Origin of the sequence: Mycolicibacterium helvum, assembly GCF_010731895.1 — a bacterium.
Lineage (GTDB): Bacteria > Actinomycetota > Actinomycetes > Mycobacteriales > Mycobacteriaceae > Mycobacterium > Mycobacterium helvum.
Map to the genome: position 1 here is coordinate 5,587,309 of NZ_AP022596.1, position 20,006 is coordinate 5,607,314.

A 20,006-nucleotide genomic window follows, 5' to 3' on the forward strand; every position below is an offset into this window, starting at 1 on the left:
CGGTCAGGCAGTGATCCAATCGACGACCTCGTCGAGTGGAGCCCGGGAGGTGCGATAGCCGTTGGTCGGATGGTCGATGTCGGGGTAACCGAAGGAGATACCGCACACAACGGTGCGGTCCGTCGTCAGACCGAGTTCTTCGCGAAGGACGTTGGGATACATCGCGAGCGCGGCTTGGGCGATGCTGCCAACACCGTGTGCGGTCGCAGCAATGAGGAAGTTGCTGACGTATCCGCCGCAATCGACCGCGCCGTAGGGCCCCAGTGCCTCATCGGTGTGGATAACCGCCACGTGCGGTGCGCCGAAGAACCTAAAGTTCTCCAGCGTCTGCGCCATCTGACGCGGGTGATCGCCACGTTCTATGCCCAACGCAGAATAGAGCTGGTATCCACTTTCGCGACGCCGGTCGCGATGAACCCCGCGATACTCCCGTGGAAAGGGAATGTCGGGAGTCTCAAGGTGGTCACTCGAGGCTGCGGCGTAGAGCGCATCACGAAGCCGTTCGGTTCCCGCCCCGCTGGTGACCACGAGCTGCCAGGGCTGGCTGTTGCACCAGGAGGCCGTCAGCTGTGCGGTGGCCAAGATCGCCCGAATAGTCCCTTCGGCAACGGGTTCCGGTTTGAACGCTCGGCAGCTCGCTCGGACGGCAAGTAGATGCGTCAGCGTCGTGGCCGCATCGACCGGAAGCTGATCAGACCTACGCGATTCGACGATGGCGCGAAGATCGGTGGTCATTTGCGGTGTCCTCCGAATCTGTCGGTGTTCTCGCGGTCGCCGCCATCAAGCAAGGTCGGGAACGGTTCGTCGATTCTAGCGCGTGTTAAATTCGTTGCACCGGCCGTAGCGCAGGGACTCACCGAAGGTCGTCGTTGATCAACCAATCAGGCGTTGAGGAGATTTCGGCATGAACGAGGAGTACCGGGCGGACTACGTCGTGGTCGGAGCAGGGTCGGCCGGCTCGATCATCGCCAGTCGGCTTGCAGGGGCCGGAGCGAGCGTCATCCTGGTGGAGGCGGGCGGGACTGATCGACGACTCGACGTGGCCCTCCCCCTCGGTATCGTGACCCTCTACGCGACGGCCAACTGGAAGTACCCCACCGCGCCCGAGCCAGGCAAGGGCGGAAAGCCGAGCGCCTTCGCCAGTGGACGAATCGTTGGGGGCAGCGGATCCATCAACGCGATGGTCTACGCGCGCGGTCGACGAGCCGACTACGACGGTTGGGCGCAAGCAGGGGCGACCGGCTGGTCCTACCGCGACGTGCTCCCCCACTTCAAAGCGCTGGAGAACTGGGTCGACGGACCCGACGAGTATCGCGGCGGCTCCGGGCCCATCGCAGTCTCGTGGTGCGGCCACCACCACGAGATCGACGACGCCTTCATCCAGGCGGCGGTCGACGCCGGCCACCGGCTCAACCCGGATCCAAACGGTTCCGACCAAGTGGGAGTGGCGCGCAGCCAGGTGAACCAGCGCCGGGGTTTGCGCAGCTCATCAGGCCGGGAATTCCTGCGCGGGTTGCCCCGCGGCCAGCGCCCACGCGTCCTGACGCGGACGACCGCCACTCGCGTACTCGTCGAGCACGGGCGGGCGGTCGGTGTTCAGGTCGGTGAACGCGTCATTTGGGCCCGCCAAGAAGTGGTGCTGTGCGCTGGGGCAATCGGGTCGGCTGCACTGCTGATGAACTCCGGCATCTGCGCGGGCGGAAGCGCTGCCGACGTTCCGGGCGTCGGTGAGAACTTCCATGACCATCTCGTCGTCACCCAGCGCTGGGCTTCGAAGGTGCCGACGATCAACACCATGGGTCCGGTCCGCACCGCCAAGGCGCTTGGAGAATTCATCGCGCGCGGTGAGGGCCCGCTGACCACCACCCCCTTCGAGGCTCAGCTTTTCACCGAGCACTTTCAGATCGCCGTGACCCCGGCCCGTTACGAGCTCGACCCCGTGAGTGGCCGGGCAAAGTTGGAGCGCTCCGACGCATTCACGGCCTACACGGTGTTGATGCATCCCGAGGCCCGCGGGCGGATTCGCGTCCGGGACGGCAAGCCGTTCATCGAATTCGATCGGTTGGGCCGGCCCGCGGACGTGCGAAAGTTGTTGGAGGGTGCCGAGCTGACGCGGGACATCGTCGAATCCCAGCCAGCCATGCGTGCAGTGACTGGCGCCAATCTGAGCCCGACTGAAGGCGACGAGCGGCGTTGGCTCGCCACCGCTGAAAGCAGCATCTACCACGCGGTCGGCACGTGCCGGATGGGAACCGACGACGGCTCGGTCGTCGGTCCAGACCTCCGTGTACACGGTGTCGATGGTCTTCGCGTTGCCGATGCCTCGGTGATACCGGCCATCACCTCTGGTAACACCAACGCCCCCACCATGATGATCGCCCTTCGCGCAGCTGAGCTCATCCTCGAGCGACCTTCTGCTCCTTCGCCCGCCCGCTAACTGACGACGCACTGGAAAATTGATGGCCGGATTCTGGGAGGTTCCAGCCACCACCGCCGGCACCCGCATGGTGCCGGGGTGCACAACCGGTCAGTGAGCCCCCGGGGTGGGCTGGTAGGTCGTCACGTCGGTCCGAAACTCCGCGCCGCTGTAGCGTTCGAGCAGTGTGGAGACCTTCCGAGTTAGACGACGGTCCGCCAGGTCACTGACATAAGGCAGCCGATCGGCAATCGCGTACGGGGCCATCTGCGCGAGGACATGGAGCATGGCGGCGATCGCCCGCGCACGGTCTGCGCGGGTAATGATTATGCCCATCTTCGCGGCCTTCGCCGTGTCGCCTCCGACGTACGTGCGGGCAAAGAAAACCTTGCTGAGGCTGCGCTCGAAGGGCTCGCGAATACGAGTGGCCAGCGAGCCGTCCGGTTCGAAGCGGGCACTCATGGTGCCACTGACCAGACGGCCACAGGTGTCATCGTCCCATCCGGCCCGTAGCGTCGCGTGCCGAGTTGCCATGACATCCACGATGTCTTGTGGAGTGGTGGGCAACAATTCTTCAGGCAGTCCGAGAAGGAAGCATCGGTACCGGTGGAACTCCACCCGGGCCCGTTCGTCGGCGGTGAACTCGCGGCGGCCCTTGCCGAGAACCTTCATCGCCAGGGCGAACGTGGCAGCGCTGCCGGCCGGCATCTGATCGGCTTGCGGGATCGGCACACCGTATTCGGCACTGTCCCAACGGCCTTTACGCATGACGTTGATCCGCACCATCGAGTGCATGAGCCGAACCATTGCCGCACTCTTGAAGCTGTATCCGTCGCGCGCGAGCGCACCGGGCAGAACCGACGAGACGAAGAACGCGGCAGTCTCCTTGACCCGCTTGCCGGAGGTTCGTTCGCTGAACGCACCTGTCACAGCCATCGGCAACGCCGCATACTTGTTGGCAAAGGTCCCGAGCAGGCCGCCGCGGATGACGTAGGGCAGCGCGTGTGCGGTGGCGTTGCGTTCCAGCCGCGCGCCACGCTCGACGAGAGCCAGGTCGATCCAATCCGGGACACGCTCCATATCCTCGATGAAATCGACTAATTCCGTTGGGGCGCCATCGATTTGATCCACACCCTTGTCACAGGCCTCGGCCAGCATGTCGACCAGGCGCTTGAACCCGTACTCCGACATGAGCCCGGCATAAGCGTCGCCGACGCGATCCCCGAGCATCGTGTAGTCCGCGATTACCGACACCAACTCCGGATTGGCCAGTAGTCGTGGACGCTGGTCTGCCAGCTCGTCTCGCATCTGAGCCGGAACGCTGGGGTCCGTCGTGAAACGCAGCGGCAGCGTGTCGAAGTCGATCGAGCCATAGATCTCGGGCTGCGCCTCTCGCTGACCTCGAATACGAGCGGCCCGCTCCTGTGCAGTGAGCATTCCTCTGGTCCTCTTTCATTCCGGCAACCCGTTGACTGTGCATCGCCCGAGCCCAGCGCGGAAACGATCGGCGCTGGTGGCCCATTGATGCCAAGGTGGCACTCAGTGGCAGATTAGCGTCCGGGCGCACCGAATGCCAGCACCATCGGTCCGCCTAAAGGCGAGTTCGGCGGTCGCCAACCGCCTCAGCTGGTTCGACCTGCATACGGAGCCGGGGTGAGGGCCGCGAATGCTTCATCGAAGAGCTTCGAAATCGAGTCACCGCCGCCCGACTGAGCCCACACCTTTCCCGCCGCCCGATAGGCGCCGGTGGCAGCGGCGACGAGCACCGGCAGATACAGGTCGTTGCTGGAATCCGCGAGTCTGCTACGGGCCGCGGCGACGAGGCCGGCCTGCCAGCGATCAACGCGATCTAGATAGCGAAATCGCAAGGTGGGTGACTTCTCGATCAGTGCAAGGAACGCCAACGCACGCGAGTGGTCCTCGTCGACCCAATCGACGAACGGGGTCAGGCTGTGCCGAAGCGCGGTCCAGACGTCCTCGCCAGGAGGCCGGGCGAGAAAGGCCTCGCAGCCCAGGTCGGACAACACCGGGAGCTGAGAGATCACGACGTCTTCCTTGGTCGTGAAATAGCGAAAGAAGCTACGCCGGGACAGGCCCGCAGTCGCGCATATTTCGTCGACCGTCGTCTCGTCAAAGCCCTTGGCGATGAACAATTCGATTGCCATCGCGGCAACTTCGGACCGCATGCGGTCCTTCATCCGCCGCTGAAGCGATTGTCCGGCGCCATCAGGGCTGATCATGTTGGCAGTGTAGTTAGCGTCGCCCCGAAGTCCACGACACATCGCAGGGCGAATCCGGTGGCTCGATCACGTCGGGAAATCATGGCCGCAGTGTCCGAGTGCTTCTGCCCTGGAGTTCCTGGATCTGCTCAACCTCTGCTGACCGACCCGCCGACCGACCTCAGCGGCCGAGTTCGCACTCAACGACCGATAGGAGCACGATGACGCTTGGGCCGACAAGAGCAACTCCCGCGGTGACAGTTCACATTGTGGATACGATGGGGAGTATCTGCCCAAAAATGCTGCACGACAGCCTTATTGGTGCAATGGAGGATTAACGCCCGGGTGCGCCAGCTATCCGGCACCGCCCTTCCCCCGCGACCAGGCCTTTCAGCCACCCGGTAGTGGATCCGCGGAGGCAATCAGGTTGCCGTAACAGTGGCCCGGTAGTCGGGACAAACTCAACGCGACGGGGTGGTCACGGCGCTACGCTGATCAGGCCGGCAGAGTCGGCCCGACCGCCAGGAGGCAGGGATGCGCACAATCGTCGTCGTGCCGATTATCGCGTGCGGTCTACTCGGCGCGACGATCTCGCTCGCACCTCCGTCGTCAGCCACCTCGTGCCACTCGGCGAGCTGCGTGCCGAACGTGGCCAAGAATGTGGTCGGCGGCACGCCCTGTACGCCGAGCCCCTCCTTCGTATTCGGGCTGGACGCCAACAACGGCACTCTCATCTGTGCGGCCAGCGGTGTGTGGATGCCGACCGGCCCGCTGGTGGGCGAGGCTCAGAACTCGCTGCGCTGCTCTACGCCGGGTGCCACCGCGCAAGAACGGATGGCCGGCGACGAGTGGGAGGTCAACGTGCCGGGCGTGCCGCTAATCTGCTCCGGCCCTGCTGACATCGCGCGATGGGTGCACTTCCCACCCGCCTGATCAACTACAGCCGATAGACCCGTCTGGCGTTGGCGCGCCCGATCAGGTCGACCACCCGGATCGCGTCGGGTTCGCTCCACTGCCCGCGGGCCACGAACCCGGTCAAGACGGCGGCCATCGCCGCCCGCCACAACGCCGAACCCAGGTAGTGCAATTCGGCGGGGCCGAATGCGTCCGAGGAGTAGAGGATCTTGCGGAACGGCGCCAGTTCCAGGGTCCGTGCGACGAAGGCTTCGGCGCGGGCGCCGAGATGATTGATGCTCAGGCCGACATCGAGATACACGTTGTTGAACGCCTGGGCCAGATAGCCGGCTTCGCGTTCGTACGGATAGCAGTGCAACAGCACGATCGGTGTCGTACCCGACTGCCGCAGCAAGTCCAGCAGCAACAGCGGATTGGTCCGATGCAGATCGCAGTCGCGGTCGCCGAGACCGACATGGAACTGCAGGGGCTTGCCCAGTCGAAGCGCTTCGTGCACCCCGAATCGCAGTAGCACCCGGTCGGCGAGCCGCACTCCCCCGGCATCACGCCACCGGGCCGCCGCGGCGTCGACGGCGCGTTCGTCGGGTTCGGACAGATCGCCGTTAAACCCGCCTCGGTAGGCCAGTACGGTTTTCGTGGCGACGGCAGTCGCGGTGCGTTCGTGCAGGATTCGCCGGAACGCATCGGCGTAGTCGCCCGCGGCTGCCGCCGCCTGCTCAGCGATCTGTTCGAGCCGGACGATCTCGCCGACGGCGCTGCCGGACACGTCCGCCATCTCGGCCAGCCCGCCGATCGCGCCGGGCAGACCAGTGTCGACCAGCCAGTCACTGACTCCCGCGGCCGGAAGGAAAACCCGAGCCAGCTGATCCTCGGTCGATTCGCGGCGGCGCTCCCAATAGGTCTGCGGGTCAACATGTTCGGGCAAGCCGAGCAGTGGGGCGCAGTGTGCCCGCACCGCAAAGCCGAGTTGGGTGTCGAAGCCCGAATCGAAGTCCGCCAGCGGGTCGATGTTGGCCTCGTTGAGGCCGTTCTCGAAGCGCCGCCGATCACCGGAGGTCAGCCAATAGCCGTGTACATGGTTGTCCACCAGGCGAACACCCGCGATGTGGTCGGCCAGCGCAGAAGACATTTATAGGCTCCAGGCCATCCGGAACTTCTCCGTCAGCGCCTCGGCGTCCAGTTGCGAATACGTCTCGTGCTCGTAGCGGCGAACGGCGACCAGCGCGTTGACGGCCGCATCGCCGAGGATGGCTCGCAGCCGCGCGGAACCGTCCAACGCGGTGATCTGTTCGGACTGGTCGGCGCTGAGCGCCAGCACGCCCGCCGCGGCGCGTGCGTCGTCGGACAGGGTGGCCGGGTCGACCGACGTTTCCCGTGGCAACGGGGCGCTGTGCTCGATCCCGTCAAGTGCCAGGCCCAAGATCGCGGCGGTGGCGAAGTACGGGTTGGCCGAGGGGTCGACGACCTTGACCTCCGCGTTGGCCCCGTGCGGATTGCCATGCGTGCCACGCACGAAACGTACGGCTGCCTCGCGATTCTCGGTGCCCCAACAGGCGTAGGCGCCGGCCCAATTGCCCGGCTTCATCCGCAGTCCCGACACGATTGAGCCGCAGAAGATCAGTTGCGCCTGCGGCAGCCCGCTCACGATCCCTCCAATCGCGCTCTCCCCCTCCGGGGTCATGCCCTGCGTACCCGTCCCGCCGGAAAATACCGGCACGTCCCCGCGCAGCAGTGAAAAGTGTTGATGAGCACCCGAACCCACGCTTCCGGCGAACGGCACCGGGGACAGGCTCACCCGAAGACCGTACTTGCGGGCGACCCGGCCGATGATGATCCGGGCCAGGATCAACTGGTCAGCGGCGGTCACCGCAGACCTGGGCGCGAGTGAGATCTCGAACTGGTTGACGCCGTACTCGGGATGGAACTGTTCGATGTCCACACCGGCGGTGCCCGCCGCGACGGTCACCTCCCGGATGAAACCCTCGTACTCCAGCACACCCGCGAGTCCGTACTGTGCCCACAGGTTGCCCGGTAACCGGTTTCCGTTGGAATCGACGAGCAGGAATTCGATTTCGTGGCCGACCAGGGCCCGGAATCCGGCCTGTGCCAACCGGGACTCGATGCGCGCCAGTGTGCCGCGCGCACAGGCCGGGATCGGGTTGCCGTCCTGGTCGAAGAAGGAGGCGGGTGCCCATGCCAGGCCGTCGCCGATAGTGCGTAGCGCATCCAGATCGATCCGGATCCGTTGGTCGCCGACGACGCTGATGCCCTCGGCGAATGCGATCCCGGTGCGATCGATGGTGAAGCCATGGGTGACCGGGCTGAAACCCAGCCCCGCATCGGCGAACGCGTCGAGCCGGCGGATTGGCACGGTCTTGGCGTGCGTCAGGCCGGCGGGGGTGACGACCGTCCCGACGACGGTGTGCACGCCGTCGGCTTCCAGTTGGGCAGCCGGTGTGGTCATGGCAGTCATTCTGCCGACCACACGCGTGGGATGCGCCCGATAACCGCTAGGCGCGGCTAGGCAGCGTCAGCTTGCAGCTCTGCCCGATATCCAGGGTGCTGAGCATGCGGCCCATCCCGATCCACATCGCGCACGACAACGTCAGGTCGGCCAGCAGCTCGTCGGAGAACTGCGCGTGGGCGCGCTCCCAGAAATCCTCGTCGTACTTAAGGTTCACGTGGTCGGTGCCGAACCGGTGGGCGAACTCCGCGGCGACTCGCTCCTGCTCGCTGTAGCCCGGCCAGGTTGCCCACTCCAGGGCGTGATCGTAGAGCTCCTCGTCGACTCCGGCGGCGGGACCATCGGCGTCGCGGGTGTTCTGGCACAAGACACATTCGTTGTCATGGGCGATCACCGCGCGGGCGAGCTCGCGCACCCGCATCGGCAGACGGTTCTTATCGCTGTAGACCGCACCACTGAAGCCCGCCATCGCCTTTCCGATATCCGGGGACTTGACGATCCAGCCAGCGATGTCGTCTTCGGCGAAGTTTCCGATTCGGCTCATGGCGCGATGCTACGCCGCAGGAGGCGAATCTGGAACGTGTTCTAGTTTTCCCGCCGAGGTTGTGCTCAGCTCGGCGGGCGGGACACGCACTGCGCGGAGTAGAGCTCGACGCCGAGCTTGTCCATCAGCTCGAGCTGCGTCTCGAGGTAGTCGATGTGGTGTTCCTCGTCGGCCACGATCTCCTCGAACAGGTTGGCCGTGGTGGAGTCCAGCTTCTCGCGGCACAGGATGATGGCCGGCTTGAGGCGGCCGACCACCTCGTACTCGATGGCCAGATCGCTCTCGAACTGCTCACGCAGGGTCTGCCCGACGCGAAGCGAGCCCAGCCGCTGATAGTTGGGCAGCCCGTCGAGGAGCAGGATGCGGTCGGTGATCGCCTCGGCGTGTCGCATCTCGTCGAACGACTCGTCCCTGGTGTGCTTGGCCAGCTCGGTGAAGCCCCAGTTGTCCTGCATCTTCGAATGCAGGAAGTACTGATTGATGGCGGTCAATTCGCTGGTGAGCTGCTCGTTGAGCAGGCGAAGAACTTCCGGGTCACCTTGCATGACGTCTCCCCCTAGGTGGCTGTGGAAATCACCCTAGTGCAGGCCCGATGCCGGACTCGCGAAGTTCGCGGCATGAAGGTGTTGTAGGCGGGCCTAACTAAGGTTAGTCTGCACTAACACGGCAGATGTGACGCCGCCTGCGATGAGAGGGAACCGCTGATGTACGTGTGCCTCTGCGCAGGTGCTACCAGTGCGACCGTCCGGGAAGTCGTCGCCGGCGGAGCTTGCACGTCGAATCAGGTCGCAGCGGCCTGTGGCGCAGGAGGCGACTGCGGGCGATGCCGTCGCACCGTGCGAGCCATCATCGAGCAGCACTTCGCCGCTGCCGCCGACGAGCAGCCCTGCCGGCAGTGCACCAGCAGCCTGTTCTGCCAGCTGCATGCCGGCGCCCGCCGTGCTGCGGCGCGGGCCAGCTGATCTAAGACTTGCCGCGGTGAAAGTCCGCCAGCGCCTCGGCGTTGGCGGCCGCCCCCATCAACGTCTCGAAGAACGCGTTCTCTCGCGCGGTCGCCTCGGCGATCCCGGGACGCAGCGGTTCGACCATTGTCTGCTTGACCGCCATCAGGCTCGAAATGGGCCGGGAAGCCAGCACTTCGGCGTGCTTGCGGGCGTCGGCGAGTAATTCGTCGGGTTCACTGACCCGCCAGACCAGACCCATGCGCAGCGCCTCGGGGGCGTCCACCCATTCCGAGGACATCAGCAGCCAGGCGGCGTTCTGCCGACCGATCAACTGCGGCAACAGATATGACGAGGCCGCCTCCGGGGCGACACCCAAGCTGGTGAACGGGCACTTCAGCCGCGCGGTCGAGGACATGAACGCGAGGTCCGCGTAGCCGAGGATCGTCGCACCGATGCCAAGACCGACACCGTTGACCGCACAGATCAGCGGCTTGGGAAACTGGCTCAGCGCGGTGATCAGGCCGGGGAATCCGTGTGCGCCCGCCGTGAAATCGGGATCGGTGATGCGGGCCTGCATATCACCGAGGTCTTGGCCGGCACTGAATGCGCGACCGGCACCGGTGATCAACACGACGGCGACCTCGGGATCGTCGGCCGCGGCCAACAGGGCTTCGGCGGTGGCGTCATAAAGCGCCTCGTTGAAGGCATTGAGAGCCTCGGGCCGATTGAGGGTGATCGTGCGGACCCGGTTCTCGTCTTCGATGAGCAGCGTCACGCGCGGAAGCCTAACGGGGTGATGGCGCGTGACGGGGTGCCAAAGCCCGACAGGTGGGACCTAGCCGCCTTCGTCACTTTTCGGTAGGAAGCGCTCGGGGTGGTGGTAGGTGTTGACTCCGCCGATGAGTGGCAAGTGTGGCGGTGGGATCCATTCAGTGTCGCCGTTGGCGAGTTTGCGGGTCTCCCAGCCACCGGTTTCGACGAGCTGATTATCGGGTGGGCAGGCGAAAGCCAGCTCATCGATATTGGTGTTTCCGCCGTCGGACCAATCCTTCGCGGCATGGTGGACTTGCGCGGCGTAGCCAGGCACCGCGCATCCCGGTTTGGTGCAGCCACGATCTTTGGCATGCAACACAATTCGCTGATCGGCGGAAGCGATGCGCTTGGTGCGGCCCAACCACAGCGCCTGGCCGGTGACCCCGTCGAAGATCGTGAGGTAGTGGTAGCTGTGCCGACTCATCCGGATGACATCGGTGATCGGCATCATGGTGCCGCCACCGGTGACGCCGTGGCCGGTCTTGCTCTGCAGTTCCTGCAGGGTGGTCGAGACGATGACGGTGACGGGCAGGCCGTTGTGCTGGCCCAGTTTCGGGTCGCCGAGCTTGCTGCGCAGCATCGCCATCAGCGCATCATGTTGGCGTTGCCCGACGGTGCGGGTGTCTGCCTGCACTTGTTCTGCAGCGGGTTCACCCTCGGTGACCGCGGTCTGGTCGGCAGGATTGCACATGCCCAAGCCGGCGAACTTGGCGAACACCGCCTCGACATAGGAACGCAGCTCCGGCGTGGCCTGGATGCGGATCTCGGTCATGCCGTCGGGTTGTTGGCGACCGACCACGACAGACCGTTTGCGGGCCCGGTCTTCATCGGAGAACTCGCCATCGGGGTTGATCTCCAAGGCCAGCCGATGCGCCAGCCGGCTCAGCTGATCGGGGCGCATCCGCGCGGCGTGGTCAGCTAGGAAGAGTTCGGCTTCGTCCCGTACCTGTGCCGGTACGTCGAATGGCAACGCGCCGAGGAACTTTTGAATAACCCGCACGTGCTCGCCGTCGAGCTTGCCGTCACGCCAGGCTGTTGCGGTCCCCGGCTGGCGCGGCGCAAGCGGTGCGCCGCTCAACGCAGTTCCCGGCGTCAAAGGTTCGGCGAGTTCGGCGCGGCGGCGAGCCTCGGCCGGCGTGATTCGCAGCCAATCGGCCAGCACTTTGCCTGGCTTCCCGCCGATTTCAGTTATCTCACGCCGATGAAGTTCATGGCTCGCGTCGTAGCGCACCACATCGTGGCGGCGGGCCGCCTTCTCACACCGGGCGGCCAGCTCCAACACATCCGCCACCGCAAGCCCGGTCAGATCCACCTTCGCCAACGTGGACAGCGCGGCATCGACTGCGTCGAGCGCCTCACCCACATCAATCGAAAGCATGTTCGAATCGTATGTCTGCCTGCCGGCGCGAACGAGCGACTCAGCCCTGACTGTGGATGAACTCGAGGCTGTGGATGAACGCCGGACTATCCGTTGGAGTAGACGCGGGTCGGTGTGACCAGGACGGCGACGCGGCCTTGGTCGACCATGGTCTGGTCGTATTCGGCCCAGTTGTCATGGGCGCCACCACAAGCGGTGAACACCTCACGCAGCAGCAGCCGCAGCTGATCGGGCCCGCCCAGCCAATCCGGGCTATCGCCGGGACCGGCGAGCTCGGCGCGGCCTTCCACCGTTGCCCACCGCCAGCCGTCGCGGAACGTCAGCGTCACCGCCGGCCGCTGCCGCAGATTCGCCAGCTTGACCCTGCCGTAGGTGACGAACCCGAGCACCGTCTCGGCGGTGGCCGGATGCGCCAGTATCCCGGCATTGATCAGCGAGGCCTGAATGGTGTTGTCGGCCCGCAGAGTAGAGACGACCGCCAGGCCGCGGTCGGCCTGCGCCAGCGCGACGGCCTCGCCCAGTGTGGTCATGCCGGGCCGGCCTGGAACGGGCTCCGGTAGAGGTAGCGGCTGGTGGGCACCGCGTCGATGTTGACGTTGGCCCCGAATGCCGCTGTGCTGGCGACCATCTGCTCCATCCGACTCTGCAGGTCGGCGTCGTCAGCGGCGCCGAAGAACGCGTGCAGGCTGCTCACCGACTCGATCGGGAAGAGCTCCTCGACGATCGCGTTGATCACCGGGGCGTTCTCGGTGAGCGCGCGCACCACGTAATTCTGGACGTAGCCGAATGTCGACTGGGTGGCGATCGCCACCGGCGTGTGGTTGCCGTGCCAGCGGGACAGCCACGTCGGCTCGTCCATGTCGGGCGGCCGACGCAGCAGCGCCATATTGGACAACCCCGGCGCGCGCTCCCCGAGTGGTGTCGGCGGCGGAGGCAACGGGGCCGACTCAGTGACCAGGTAGGCGGCGATCTCCTCAGCCTGGTGGCCGAGCAGCTCCAGCGCCATGAGAACCTGATCGCCGTAGTACTGCTGGGTCCACAGGCTGACCAGCGCCTGCACCGGCGGGTCCAGCGTGGTCAACGTCATCAGCGAATCGCGGACATCGCTGTCACGGACGTTGACCGTCAGCCCGGGAAGGCCAAGGGCGAGCAACTCCTGTGCCACCGGACCGCGCATCTGCTCGGCCCACTGGTCGTCGGCGGCGCCGGTGCGCAGCGTGACTATCACCTTCTCCATGGCTGGAACCTACCTGTCAATGTGCAGGCGACAACGTGTAGATCCCACTCTGGCGGTGATCGCTCGGCGTAGGCTGGCCCGCCTCAGGGGATCGTGACGTGGTCTCCTCGTGGTCGAGGAGGACCGATGGCGAAAGACTCATCGCAGCTCAGCAACGCCGAACCGGCGCCGGTACGCCGCGATGTCCTGCCCATCCCCGATACTCGGCATGTCGGGCTGACCACCTACGACGCCAAGGACCCCGACACCAGCTATCCGCCGATCGCCACGCTGCGGCCCCCAAAAGACGCGCCCAACGTGTTGATCGTGCTGATCGATGACGTCGGCTTCGCCGCGTCCTCCGCCTTCGGCGGTCCCTGCAACACCCCGGTCGCAGAGCGGCTGGCCGGAAACGGACTCAAGCTCAACCGGTTCCACACCACCGCGCTGTGCTCCCCCACCCGCCAGGCCCTGCTGACCGGGCGCAATCACCACTCGGTCGGGATGGGCGCGATCACCGAGATGGCCACCTCGGCGCCGGGAAACAGCAGCATCCGGCCCAAGGACAAGGCCCCGATCGCGGAAACCCTTAAGCTCAATGGGTATTCGACGGCGCAGTTCGGCAAGTGCCATGAGGTTCCGGTATGGGAAGTCTCCCCCGTCGGACCGTTCCACCAATGGCCGACCGGCTCGGGTTTCGAATACTTCTACGGGTTCATCGGCGGTGAGGCCAACCAGTACTACCCGGGCCTCTATGAGGGGACGACGCCGGTCGAGCCGCCCCGCACCCCCGAAGAGGGTTACACGCTCACCGAGGACCTCGCCGACCATGCGATCACCTGGGTGCGCCAGCAGAAGGCGCTGATGCCCGACAAGCCGTTCTTCATGTACTTCGCTCCGGGCGCCACCCACGCCCCGCACCATGTTCCCGCGGGGTGGTCGGACAAGTACCGCGGCCAATTCGATCAGGGCTGGGATGTGTTGCGGGAAAAGATCTTCGCCCGCCAGAAGGAGCTGGGGGTGATTCCCGAGAGCGCCGAGTTGACCGCGCGCCACGACGAGATCCCGGCCTGGGATGACATGTCCGATGAGCTGAAACCGGTGCTGGCCAGACAGATGGAGATCTATGCCGGCTTCCTCGAGCAGACCGACTACGAGATCGGCCGGGTGGTCGGGGCGCTCGAGGACCTGGGCGTGCTGGACGACACCCTGATCTACTACGTCATCGGCGACAACGGGGCCTCCGCGGAGGGTACGCCTGTCGGCTGCTTCAACGAGATGGCCGTACTCAACGGCATGGCGGGCCTTGAGACCACCGAGTTCCTGCTGTCCAAGATCGACGACTTCGGCACCCCGGACGCCTACAACCATTACGCGGTCGGCTGGGCGCACGCGTTGTGCACCCCCTATCAGTGGACAAAGCAGGTGGCGTCGCACTGGGGCGGGACACGCAACGGCACCATCGTGCACTGGCCCAACGGCTTGGCCGACAAGGGGACGGTGCGCAATCAGTTCCACCACGTCATCGACGTCGTCCCCACCATTCTCGAGGCGGCCGGTATCCCGGCGCCGCTGAGTGTCAACGGAATTGCGCAGGCGCCGTTGGAGGGCGTGAGCATGCTGGGCACGCTTCGGGACGAAGCCGCACCGGAGTCACATGTCGTGCAGTACTTCGAGATCATGGGCAACCGCGGCATCTATCACAAGGGCTGGACGGCGGCGACCAAGCATCGCACCCCGTGGAAAGCCGACGCCCCACCGGCGTTCGACGACGACATATGGGAGCTCTACGGTCCCGACGACTGGACCCAGGCCCGTAACCTCGTCGCCGACAACCCTGAGAAACTCGCCGAACTGCAACGCCTTTGGCTCATCGAAGCGGTCAAGTACAACGTTGTTCCCCTCGACGACCGGTCGTTCGAGCGGATCAACCCCGACATTGCCGGGCGTCCTCAGCTCATCCGCGGCACCCGGCAGCTGTTGTTCGACGGCATGCGGGTCAGCGAGAGTTGCGTGCTGAACCTGAAGAACAAGTCGCATTCGGTAACCGCCAACATCGTCGTGCCGGCCACTGGCGCCGCCGGGGTGATCATCACCCAGGGCGGACAGGTCGGTGGCTGGGCGCTGTACGTCCACGAGGGTCGGCTGAAGTACTGCTACAACTTCTTCGGCATTCAGTACTTCTTCGTCACCGCCGACACGCCGCTGCCCGCGGGGGCGCATCAGGTGCGGGTGGAATTCGCCTACGACGGTGGCGGATTGGCCAAGGGCGGCACCGTTACCCTGTATCACGACGGCACGCCGGTCGGCACCGGACGGGTAGAGGTCACCATCCCGATGGGGTTCTCGGCTGATGAGGCCTGCGATATCGGCCGGGACACCGGGTCGCCGGCCTCGCCCGACTACGGACCGTCCGGCAACTCCTTTACCGGGCAGATCGACTGGGTGCAGATCGACATCGGCGACGACAACCACGACCACCTGATCACCCCGGCGGATCGGCTCAAACTGGCGATGGGCAAGCAGTAGTCTCAGTCGCGCAGCCAGCGTGGCGTGATGAAGACGCCCTCGGCCTCCACGGTGATGCCCTCAGCGTCAGAGATATAGCCGGAGGCAAAGGTTTTCACACCATCGACGCGGGTGATCTGAGCTTCGGCATGCAGCGGCCCGAGCGGGCAGGCTCGTAGATACCGCACGGTGATACTGCCGGTGAAGCGGGGCTTGCCGTCTGGGCTGGCCGCCTCGCCGAGCACGTGATCGAGAACCAGGGCCGACACCCCTCCGTGCACATGCCCGGGCGGACCTTCGTAGGCCGCGCCGAGATGGAAATCGGTCCAGCGCCGGCCGTCCTCGTCGCGGTGGATCACCAGCGGCGGGGCGCTTGCGTTGCGCAGGCCGATCACCGCGTTACCCCAACTGATGCTCTGTCCGGAAGCGGTCCTCCGCACACCGAAGGCGCCGTCGATCTGATCGCTTCGCAGCCGGGCCGTCGCCGCGTCGATGTCGGCCTTCACCGCGGCAACGGTTTCGGCGTCCACCTCGGTACGGATCGTCGCGTCGACCAGCTCCCGCACCGAGATGGCCAGTGGCTCATAGATGGCCCGCAGCCGTTCGATGTCCTCGGCGGACAGGTCCTCGGTGGTGAATTCCAGCACCCCAGCACTAGAGCACGGGGCCGACGCGGTGTCGAACCGGGGTCTCGACGCGCGGCTAACACGATTGACATATAACCGACCTCCAGTTGGAACGCGAGCGTCGAGAATCCTCTTAGCGACGGACAGCGACGCAGGAGTCGGCTCGGGTCGCGCCACGCTGTCCCGACGCCCCCAGGAGGTCTGCCCATGAGCACTGACGTCACTGAGCCAGCACCACCGACGCCGAGTGAGCTGAAGATCCCCTGGTGGACCCGCGGTGATCTCAACGCGTTCTTCGGGCTCGGGTTCAACATCCTGGTCAACGTCTTGACCCTGACCACACTGATGATCGGCGTGGTGAAGCTGCCCGCCGACGACGTGCTGGGCACCGTACTGCCTGCCCTGGGCGTTGCCCTGGTGCTGGGCAACCTCTACTACACGTTCCTGGCGCGCAGGCTGGCCCGGCGCGAGAGCCGCACCGACGTGACCGCGCTGCCGTACGGCCCCAGCGTGCCGCACATGTTCATCGTCGTCTTCGTCGTCATGCTCCCGGTCTATCTGGCCACCAAGGATCCGATTGAGGCCTGGAAGTCTGGTCTGGCCTGGGCATTCATGATCGGCATCATTGTCATCATCGGCGGGTTCGTCGGCCCCTACATCCGCAAGCTCACCCCGCGGGCGGCGATGCTGGGCACGCTGGCCGGCATCTCGATCACGTTCATCTCGATGCGCCCGGCCGCGCAGATGTGGGAGGCCGCCTGGATCGGCCTGCCGGTGCTGGCGATCATCCTGATCGGCTTCTTCACCGACGTGAAGCTGCCGGGCAACATCCCCGTCGGCCTGGTGGCGTTATTGGTCGGCACCGCGATCGGCTGGATCGGCGGCTTCATGTCGGCGCCCGATGTCAGCCAGGCTGTCTCCGACATCGCCATCGGAATTCCTGACCTTCGGCTCGATCTGCTGATGTCCGGTCTCGCGCATCTGGCTCCTCTGCTGGGCACCGCGATCCCGTTGGGCGTCTACAACTTCACCGAGGCGATGAGCAACGTGGAGAGCGCGGCGGCCGCCGGGGACAACTACAACCTGCGCAGCGTGCTGCTGGCCGACGGTGCCGGCGCGGTGATCGGGTCGGCGTTCGGTTCACCGTTCCCCCCCGCGGTCTACATCGGCCATCCCGGGTGGAAGGACGCCGGCGGTCGGGCCGGCTACTCGTTGGCCAGCGGTGTGGTCATCGGATTGCTGTGCTTCCTCGGGTTGTTCGGAGTGTTGGCCGCGCTGCTGCCGGTGCCGGCGATCGTGCCGATCCTGCTCTATATCGGCCTGTTGATCGGCGCTCAGGCCTTCCAGGCCGTGCCGCGGCTGCACGCGGTGGCGGTCGTCGCCGCACTGTTGCCCAACCTGGCGCAGTGGGCCAGCGGCCTGATCGACAACGCGCTCAACGCCGCTGGAACCTCGGCGACCAAGGTCGGCATGGACGCCCTCGGCGGCGCCGGCGTCGTTTACGACGGGCTGCAGACCCTCGGTGAGGGGGCCATCCTGGTCGGGCTGCTGCTTGGCACGATGGTGACGTTCATCCTGGAAAAGAAGTTCCGGTACGCCGCGCTGGCCTCGGTGGTGGCGGCCGCACTGTCGTTCATCGGATTGATCCACGCCCCCGAGATTGGGTGGGCGGCCAATCCGCAAGTGGCGCTGGGCTATCTGTTCTTCGCGGTGGTGTGCCTGGCGTACTCGCTGCTGCCAGGCGCCAAGGAACCGGTCACCGTCGACGAGTCCGATATCGTCGCCGGGCACTGACTGCTCGCGGAAGGGTCAGTCGACGACGAACGGGACGTCGACACCATCGGCCAGCACGATATAGATCCGCCGCCACGGGTCCTCGCCCACCAGACGCCACTGGTGTCCGGATCCGACGGTGTCCTCGGCCAGCAGCACGTCTCCGGGAGCCAGGGTGAACTCCTGCCCGTCGCGGGTGGTGAACACCAGGGTCCCGGCGAGCGTCACGACGAGTTGGCGTACCGGGGCGGTATGCCAGGCCAGCGTGCCGCCGGTGGCGGTCTCCTCCGCTGTCGCGTGGATCGCGGACATCGCCGCCGACACCAGGTCGCCGTTGCGACCGGGCGTCAGGTCGAGGCGGCCGATCTCGACGTGAGATTGCTCGTCGGCTCCGGTGAACAAACGCACGCAGCGAATCACGGTGTGCACCCTTTCGTTCTGGTCGGTTGCAACGGTATCCGGGCTCGGCGTGCTCACCTAGGGTGGGCGGCATGACGGTTCCGCTCGGCGACACCGAGCCGTACTACAACCTCGGGGATTACCACCGTGGAGTCGACACGCCTTCGCCTGCGGCGCAGCTGTGGGTCGATCGCGGACTGGTGTGGGCCTACGCGTTCAACCACGAGGAGGCGATCGCCTGCTTCGAGCGTGCACTGGCCTTGGACGCCGACCTCGCGATCGCTCGCTGGGGTATCGCGTACGCCATCGGACCGAACTACAACAAGGCATGGGAGGCCTTCGACCCGGTTGATCTGGCCGCCTCCCTGGCCCGGGCCCGGATGGAACTGGCGCTGGCCGCCAACGGCCGTGCCAGCGCCGTCGAACGCGCCCTGATCGCGGCACTAGCCACCCGATTCCCCACCGACGACCCCGATGACACCGAGGCGCTGGTGGCCGGACACGCCACCTACGCCGATACGATGGCCGAACTGGCGCAGACCTATCCCGACGACATCGACGTGCTGGCCCTGGCTGCCGATGCGCTGGTGAATCTCACGGCATGGGCGTTGTGGGACACCACAACCGGAGAGTCCGCCCCCGGGTCGCGGGTGCTGGAGGCCAAACGTCTTCTGGACCAGGCATTGACCACCGAGGCCGGCCGCGCCCATCCTTTCGTGCTGCACCTGTATATCCACGCGATGGAAATGTCGGCGCACCCCGAGGACGCGCTGCCGGCCGCCGATCTGCTGCGCGGGCTGGTACCCGATGCCGGCCACCTGCAGCACATGCCGTCTCACATCGACGTGCTGTGCGGCAACTACCGAGATTCGGTGCTGGCCAACCAGACCGCGGTGACCGCCGATCGGCGTTTCGTCGAACACGCGGGACCGCTGAACTTCTACTCGCTCTACCGGGCGCATGACCTGCACTTCATCGTCTACTCGGCGATGTTCGCCGGCCAGTCGCGGATCGCACTGCAGGCCGCCGACGAGTTGTCCGGGCAGTTGACGCCCGAGCTGCTGTCCATCGAATCTCCACCGATGGCCGACTGGCTGGAAGCCTTCGTTCCGCTGCGGGTGCATGTGCTGATCCGGTTCGGCCGCTGGGACGAGCTGATTGCCGAGCCGCTTCCCGATGACTCCGAGTTGTATTGCAGCACAACGGCAACGATCCATTATGGTCGAGGCGTCGCGCACGCGGCCAAGGGGCAGTTGGCGCAGGCCGCAGCCGAACGCGAGGCGTTCACGCAGGCGTATGCCCGCGTCCCGGAATCGCGCTATCTGTTCAACAACACCAGCCGTGACATCCTGGCGGTCGCGGCGGCCATGCTGGACGGTGAGATCGCCTACCGGAACGACGATTTCGACCAGGCATTCGAGCATCTGCGGCGCGCGATCGCACTCGACGATGCGCTGCCCTACGACGAACCCTGGGGATGGATGCAACCCACCCGGCACGCGTACGGCGCGCTCCTGCTGGAGCAAAACCGGGTCGACGAGGCGGCCGCGGTATATGCCGCTGATCTCGGCCTCGACCCGACCTTGAGCCGGCCGTGCCAGCATCCGGGCAACGTGTGGAGCCTGCACGGCTATCACGAATGCCTGCAGCGACTGGGGCGCACCGCGGAGGCAATGATCATCGGTCGCCAGCTCGAACTGGCCAAGGCCCGCGCGGACGTGCCGATCCTGGCGTCGTGTGCGTGCCGGCTGGAGGTCTTCGAGATCCCGGCCAACGAGTGTTGCCACTGAC

19 protein-coding genes are annotated in these 20,006 nt (G+C 65.7%); 6 read left to right on the plus strand and 13 right to left on the minus strand.

Annotated features, from left to right (window positions below):
- Positions 1-3 precede the first annotated feature (3 nt).
- Positions 4-735, minus strand: a complete 732-nt coding sequence (locus tag G6N38_RS26310; RefSeq protein WP_163751056.1) for a nitroreductase — start codon at positions 733-735, stop codon at positions 4-6.
- Between the two features lie 169 nt (positions 736-904).
- On the opposite strand from G6N38_RS26310, the gene G6N38_RS26315 reads away from it, so the two are divergent.
- Positions 905-2,437, plus strand: a complete 1,533-nt coding sequence (locus tag G6N38_RS26315) for a GMC family oxidoreductase (RefSeq protein ID WP_163751057.1) — start codon at positions 905-907, stop codon at positions 2,435-2,437.
- 90 nt (positions 2,438-2,527) lie between these two features.
- Here G6N38_RS26315 and G6N38_RS26320 read toward each other — a convergent pair whose 3' ends face one another.
- Both G6N38_RS26320 and G6N38_RS26325 read right to left on the minus strand, forming a co-directional pair.
- A complete protein-coding gene (locus G6N38_RS26320; RefSeq protein WP_163751058.1) occupies positions 2,528-3,853 on the minus strand; it encodes an oxygenase MpaB family protein in 1,326 nt (441 codons plus the stop codon).
- Between the two features lie 185 nt (positions 3,854-4,038).
- Positions 4,039-4,656: a TetR family transcriptional regulator gene (locus G6N38_RS26325; RefSeq protein WP_163751059.1), complete on the minus strand. Its 618-nt coding sequence runs from the start codon at positions 4,654-4,656 to the stop codon at positions 4,039-4,041.
- A gap of 513 nt (positions 4,657-5,169) precedes the next feature.
- On the opposite strand from G6N38_RS26325, the gene G6N38_RS26330 reads away from it, so the two are divergent.
- The gene (locus G6N38_RS26330) at positions 5,170-5,568 is read left to right on the plus strand and encodes a hypothetical protein (protein ID WP_163751060.1); all 399 of its coding nucleotides are present in this window, start codon (positions 5,170-5,172) and stop codon (positions 5,566-5,568) included.
- Between the two features lie 4 nt (positions 5,569-5,572).
- Here the strand turns inward: G6N38_RS26330 and G6N38_RS26335 are convergent, their stop codons facing one another.
- The 4 genes from G6N38_RS26335 to bfr all read right to left on the minus strand — a co-directional run bounded on the left by G6N38_RS26335 (position 5,573) and on the right by bfr (position 9,103).
- Positions 5,573-6,679 carry an amidohydrolase family protein gene (locus G6N38_RS26335; protein ID WP_163751061.1) on the minus strand — a complete coding sequence of 369 codons (1,107 nt, stop codon included), beginning with the start codon at positions 6,677-6,679 and terminating at the stop codon, positions 5,573-5,575.
- Positions 6,680-8,023 (minus strand): type I glutamate--ammonia ligase, encoded by a 1,344-nt coding sequence (locus G6N38_RS26340; RefSeq protein ID WP_170314187.1) that lies wholly within the window; start codon positions 8,021-8,023, stop codon positions 6,680-6,682.
- A 37-nt stretch (positions 8,024-8,060) separates the two neighbouring features.
- The gene (locus G6N38_RS26345; RefSeq protein WP_163751063.1) at positions 8,061-8,558 is read right to left on the minus strand and encodes a carboxymuconolactone decarboxylase family protein; all 498 of its coding nucleotides are present in this window, start codon (positions 8,556-8,558) and stop codon (positions 8,061-8,063) included.
- Between the two features lie 65 nt (positions 8,559-8,623).
- On the minus strand, positions 8,624-9,103 hold the full coding sequence (bfr, locus tag G6N38_RS26350) for a bacterioferritin (RefSeq protein ID WP_108054510.1): 480 nt from the start codon (positions 9,101-9,103) through the stop codon (positions 8,624-8,626).
- Between the two features lie 159 nt (positions 9,104-9,262).
- Here bfr and G6N38_RS26355 point away from each other — a divergent pair, with 159 nt between their 5' ends.
- Positions 9,263-9,520 carry a (2Fe-2S)-binding protein gene (locus tag G6N38_RS26355; protein WP_163751064.1) on the plus strand — a complete coding sequence of 86 codons (258 nt, stop codon included), beginning with the start codon at positions 9,263-9,265 and terminating at the stop codon, positions 9,518-9,520.
- Position 9,521: 1 nt separating this feature from the next.
- On the opposite strand, the gene G6N38_RS26360 is transcribed toward G6N38_RS26355, so the two are convergent.
- The 4 genes from G6N38_RS26360 to G6N38_RS26375 form a co-directional block, all read right to left on the minus strand.
- Entirely contained in the window at positions 9,522-10,277 is a 756-nt protein-coding gene (locus G6N38_RS26360) for an enoyl-CoA hydratase/isomerase family protein (protein WP_163751065.1), read from the minus strand.
- A gap of 60 nt (positions 10,278-10,337) precedes the next feature.
- Positions 10,338-11,693, minus strand: a complete 1,356-nt coding sequence (locus G6N38_RS26365) for an HNH endonuclease signature motif containing protein (RefSeq protein ID WP_163751066.1) — start codon at positions 11,691-11,693, stop codon at positions 10,338-10,340.
- A gap of 86 nt (positions 11,694-11,779) precedes the next feature.
- On the minus strand, positions 11,780-12,223 hold the full coding sequence (locus G6N38_RS26370; RefSeq protein ID WP_163751067.1) for a TIGR03618 family F420-dependent PPOX class oxidoreductase: 444 nt from the start codon (positions 12,221-12,223) through the stop codon (positions 11,780-11,782).
- Positions 12,220-12,930, minus strand: coding sequence for an EthD domain-containing protein (locus tag G6N38_RS26375; RefSeq protein ID WP_163751068.1), 711 nt, complete (start codon positions 12,928-12,930; stop codon positions 12,220-12,222). The genes G6N38_RS26370 and G6N38_RS26375 overlap by 4 nt, the downstream gene beginning before the upstream one ends.
- A gap of 126 nt (positions 12,931-13,056) precedes the next feature.
- Between G6N38_RS26375 and G6N38_RS26380 the strand changes: the two genes are divergently transcribed.
- Positions 13,057-15,438: an arylsulfatase gene (locus tag G6N38_RS26380; RefSeq protein ID WP_163751069.1), complete on the plus strand. Its 2,382-nt coding sequence runs from the start codon at positions 13,057-13,059 to the stop codon at positions 15,436-15,438.
- A 2-nt stretch (positions 15,439-15,440) separates the two neighbouring features.
- Here G6N38_RS26380 and G6N38_RS26385 read toward each other — a convergent pair whose 3' ends face one another.
- Positions 15,441-16,064: a PaaI family thioesterase gene (locus G6N38_RS26385; protein WP_163751070.1), complete on the minus strand. Its 624-nt coding sequence runs from the start codon at positions 16,062-16,064 to the stop codon at positions 15,441-15,443.
- Between the two features lie 186 nt (positions 16,065-16,250).
- Here G6N38_RS26385 and G6N38_RS26390 point away from each other — a divergent pair, with 186 nt between their 5' ends.
- Positions 16,251-17,837 carry a SulP family inorganic anion transporter gene (locus tag G6N38_RS26390; protein WP_163751071.1) on the plus strand — a complete coding sequence of 529 codons (1,587 nt, stop codon included), beginning with the start codon at positions 16,251-16,253 and terminating at the stop codon, positions 17,835-17,837.
- 15 nt (positions 17,838-17,852) lie between these two features.
- Here the strand turns inward: G6N38_RS26390 and G6N38_RS26395 are convergent, their stop codons facing one another.
- Complete coding sequence (locus G6N38_RS26395; RefSeq protein ID WP_246227449.1) at positions 17,853-18,245, minus strand: cupin domain-containing protein; 393 nt, start codon at positions 18,243-18,245, stop codon at positions 17,853-17,855.
- A 62-nt stretch (positions 18,246-18,307) separates the two neighbouring features.
- On the opposite strand from G6N38_RS26395, the gene G6N38_RS26400 reads away from it, so the two are divergent.
- Positions 18,308-20,005 (plus strand): tetratricopeptide repeat protein, encoded by a 1,698-nt coding sequence (locus G6N38_RS26400; protein WP_163751073.1) that lies wholly within the window; start codon positions 18,308-18,310, stop codon positions 20,003-20,005.
- Position 20,006 lies beyond the last annotated feature (1 nt).

Coding starts and splice junctions, on each gene's coding strand:
- bfr (WP_108054510.1), bottom strand. CDS start 9,103: ATGCAAGGTGACCCGGAAGTTCTTCGCCTGCTCAACGAGCAGCTCACC.
- G6N38_RS26315 (WP_163751057.1), top strand. CDS start 905: ATGAACGAGGAGTACCGGGCGGACTACGTCGTGGTCGGAGCAGGGTCG.
- G6N38_RS26320 (WP_163751058.1), bottom strand. CDS start 3,853: ATGCTCACTGCACAGGAGCGGGCCGCTCGTATTCGAGGTCAGCGAGAG.
- G6N38_RS26375 (WP_163751068.1), bottom strand. CDS start 12,930: ATGGAGAAGGTGATAGTCACGCTGCGCACCGGCGCCGCCGACGACCAG.
- G6N38_RS26325 (WP_163751059.1), bottom strand. CDS start 4,656: ATGATCAGCCCTGATGGCGCCGGACAATCGCTTCAGCGGCGGATGAAG.
- G6N38_RS26400 (WP_163751073.1), top strand. CDS start 18,308: ATGACGGTTCCGCTCGGCGACACCGAGCCGTACTACAACCTCGGGGAT.
- G6N38_RS26365 (WP_163751066.1), bottom strand. CDS start 11,693: ATGCTTTCGATTGATGTGGGTGAGGCGCTCGACGCAGTCGATGCCGCG.
- G6N38_RS26380 (WP_163751069.1), top strand. CDS start 13,057: ATGGCGAAAGACTCATCGCAGCTCAGCAACGCCGAACCGGCGCCGGTA.
- G6N38_RS26310 (WP_163751056.1), bottom strand. CDS start 735: ATGACCACCGATCTTCGCGCCATCGTCGAATCGCGTAGGTCTGATCAG.
- G6N38_RS26335 (WP_163751061.1), bottom strand. CDS start 6,679: ATGTCTTCTGCGCTGGCCGACCACATCGCGGGTGTTCGCCTGGTGGAC.
- G6N38_RS26370 (WP_163751067.1), bottom strand. CDS start 12,223: ATGACCACACTGGGCGAGGCCGTCGCGCTGGCGCAGGCCGACCGCGGC.
- G6N38_RS26390 (WP_163751071.1), top strand. CDS start 16,251: ATGAGCACTGACGTCACTGAGCCAGCACCACCGACGCCGAGTGAGCTG.
- G6N38_RS26355 (WP_163751064.1), top strand. CDS start 9,263: ATGTACGTGTGCCTCTGCGCAGGTGCTACCAGTGCGACCGTCCGGGAA.
- G6N38_RS26340 (WP_170314187.1), bottom strand. CDS start 8,023: ATGACTGCCATGACCACACCGGCTGCCCAACTGGAAGCCGACGGCGTG.
- G6N38_RS26345 (WP_163751063.1), bottom strand. CDS start 8,558: ATGAGCCGAATCGGAAACTTCGCCGAAGACGACATCGCTGGCTGGATC.
- G6N38_RS26330 (WP_163751060.1), top strand. CDS start 5,170: ATGCGCACAATCGTCGTCGTGCCGATTATCGCGTGCGGTCTACTCGGC.